This window comes from Levilactobacillus bambusae, assembly GCF_003124125.1.
GTDB lineage: Bacteria > Bacillota > Bacilli > Lactobacillales > Lactobacillaceae > Levilactobacillus > Levilactobacillus bambusae.
In genome coordinates this window covers 1-3,242 of record NZ_QCXQ01000004.1, presented here as the reverse complement: position 1 = coordinate 3,242, position 3,242 = coordinate 1, and the positions used below count along the sequence as shown (strand labels likewise).

Annotated in this window: 2 rRNA genes; both read left to right on the top strand. The window is 50.3% G+C overall.

Annotation, left to right across the window (positions count from 1 at the left end):
* The first annotated feature begins 141 nt into the window (after window positions 1-141).
* Window positions 142-3,060, top strand: a 23S ribosomal RNA gene (locus DCM90_RS07415).
* Between the two features lie 65 nt (window positions 3,061-3,125).
* A 5S ribosomal RNA gene (rrf, locus tag DCM90_RS07410) occupies window positions 3,126-3,242 on the top strand.

Sequence of the window (3,242 nt, the reverse complement as noted above, 5' to 3'; positions counted from 1 at the left end):
TTGTTCTTTGAAAACTAGATATCATTAATTTCTTCTTTAATTATTAAATAATTAAACCGAGAACACCGCGTTTTTTTGAGTTTTTTAATTTAGTTCAATATCGCTAATACTCAATTAATCACGATTATATTAATAACCGTAGGTTAAGTTAACAAGGGCGCATGGTGAATGCCTTGGCACTAGAAGCCGATGAAGGACGGGACTAACACCGATATGCTTCGGGGAGCTGTACGTAAGCTTTGATCCGGAGATTTCCGAATGGGGAAACCCAGCACACTTAATCGTGTGTTACACATTAGGGAATACATACTTAATGTGAGGTAGACGTGGGGAACTGAAACATCTAAGTACCCACAGGAAGAGAAAGAAAATTCGATTCCCTCAGTAGCGGCGAGCGAACGGGGAACAGCCCAAACCAACGAGCTTGCTCGTTGGGGTTGTAGGACTGAACATTTGAGTTACCAAAGAAGTCGATAGTTGAATGACCTGGGAAGGTCAGCCACAGTGGGTGATAGCCCCGTAGACGAAATCGATTTCCCTCAGTTCAGGATCCTGAGTACGGCCACACACGTGAAACGTGGTCGGAATCCGGGAGGACCATCTCCCAAGGCTAAATACTCTCTAGTGACCGATAGTGAACCAGTACCGTGAGGGAAAGGTGAAAAGCACCCCGGAAGGGGAGTGAAATAGTTCCTGAAACCATGTGCCTACAATTAGTTAGAGCCCGTTAATGGGTGATAGCGTGCCTTTTGTAGAATGAACCGGCGAGTTACGTTTGTTTGCGAGGTTAAGGTGAAAAGCCGGAGCCGCAGCGAAAGCGAGTCTGAAACGGGCGTTTCAGTAAGCAGACGTAGACCCGAAACCAGGTGACCTACCCATGTCCAGGGTGAAGGTGCGGTAAAACGCACTGGAGGCCCGAACCCGTGTACGTTGAAAAGTGCTGGGATGAGGTGTGGGTAGCGGTGAAATTCCAAACGAACTTGGAGATAGCTGGTTCTCTCCGAAATAGCTTTAGGGCTAGCCTCGGACGAAGAATCATGGAGGTAGAGCCACTGTTTGGACTAGGGGCCCGTCATGGGTTACTGAATTCAGATAAACTCCGAATGCCATTGATTTACTATCCGGGAGTCAGACGATGAGTGATAAGATCCACCGTCGAAAGGGAAACAGCCCAGACCACCAATTAAGGTCCCCAAATATGTGCTAAGTGGAAAAGGATGTGGAGTTGCATAGACAGCTAGGATGTTGGCTCAGAAGCAGCCACCATTTAAAGAGTGCGTAATAGCTCACTAGCCGAGTGATTCTGCGCCGAAAATATACCGGGGCTAAGCACATTACCGAAATTGTGGATGCAACCATTAGGTTGCGTGATAGGAGAGCGTTCTAAGGGCAATGAAGCAGGATCGTAAGGACCTGTGGAGCGCTTAGAAGTGAGAATGCCGGTATGAGTAGCGAAAGACCAGTGAGAATCTGGTCCACCGAATGACTAAGGTTTCCTGGGGAAGGCTCGTCCTCCCAGGGTTAGTCGGGACCTAAGTCGAGGCCGAGAGGCGTAGACGATGGCTAACAGGTTGAGATTCCTGTACTAGGTAATGATGTTTGAGCAATGGAGGGACGCAGGAGGCTAAGGTATGCGCACGGTTGGAAATGTGCGTCCAAGCGTCAAGTCTGATGGCGAGTGAAATGCTTGCTGTCTTAAGGACAAGGCGTGACGGGGACCGAATTTAGTAGGGAAGTACCTGATGTCACACTGCCGAGAAAAGCTTCTAGCGAGTCATTATCTACCCGTACCGCAAACCGACACAGGTAGTCGAGGAGAGTATCCTAAGGTGAGCGAGTGAACTCTCGTTAAGGAACTCGGCAAAATGACCCCGTAACTTCGGAAGAAGGGGTGCTGCACGCAAGTGCAGCCGCAGTGAATAGGCCCAGGCGACTGTTTATCAAAAACACAGGTTTCTGCAAAATCGTAAGATGACGTATAGGGGCTGACGCCTGCCCGGTGCTGGAAGGTTAAGTGGATGAGTTAGCTTCGGCGAAGCCCAGAAATGAAGCCCCAGTAAACGGCGGCCGTAACTATAACGGTCCTAAGGTAGCGAAATTCCTTGTCGGGTAAGTTCCGACCCGCACGAAAGGCGTAACGATCTGGGCACTGTCTCAACGAGAGACTCGGTGAAATTATAGTACCTGTGAAGATGCAGGTTACCCGCGACAGGACGGAAAGACCCCATGGAGCTTTACTGTAGCTTGATATTGGGTGTTGGCACAGCTTGTACAGGATAGGTCGGAGCCGTAGAAGCCGGAACGCTAGTTTCGGTGGAGGCGTTGGTGGGATACGACCCTCGCTGTGTGAACACTCTAACTCGCACCACTTATCGTGGTGGAAGACAGTGTCAGGTGGGCAGTTTGACTGGGGCGGTCGCCTCCTAAAAAGTAACGGAGGCGCCCAAAGGTTCCCTCAGAATGGTTGGAAATCATTCATTGAGTGTAAAGGCAGAAGGGAGCTTGACTGCGAGACAGACAGGTCGAGCAGGGACGAAAGTCGGGCTTAGTGATCCGGTGGTACCGTATGGAAGGGCCATCGCTCAACGGATAAAAGCTACCCTGGGGATAACAGGCTTATCTCCCCCAAGAGTCCACATCGACGGGGAGGTTTGGCACCTCGATGTCGGCTCATCGCATCCTGGGGCTGTAGTCGGTCCCAAGGGTTGGGCTGTTCGCCCATTAAAGCGGTACGCGAGCTGGGTTCAGAACGTCGTGAGACAGTTCGGTCCCTATCCGTCGCGGGCGTAGGAAATTTGAGAGGAGCTGTTCCTAGTACGAGAGGACCGGAATGGACACACCGCTGGTGTACCAGTTGTGCCGCCAGGCGCATCGCTGGGTAGCTATGTGTGGATGAGATAAACGCTGAAAGCATCTAAGTGTGAAACTCGCCTCAAGATGAGATTTCCCATTCCTATATGGAAGTAAGACCCCTGAGAGATGATCAGGTAGATAGGTTGGAAGTAGAAGCGTGGTGACACGCGGAGCGGACCAATACTAATCGGTCGAGGACTTAACCAAGTAAGTGGTGTTCTCAAGAAGAGATTAATGATAACTAGTTTTGAGGGAAGAAGTTCTCTTAAGAGTGTGGTGGCGATAGCCTAAAGGATACACCTGTTCCCATGCCGAACACAGAAGTTAAGCTTTAGCACGCCGAAAGTAGTTGGAGGATCGCCTCCCGCGAGGATAGGACGTTGCCGCGC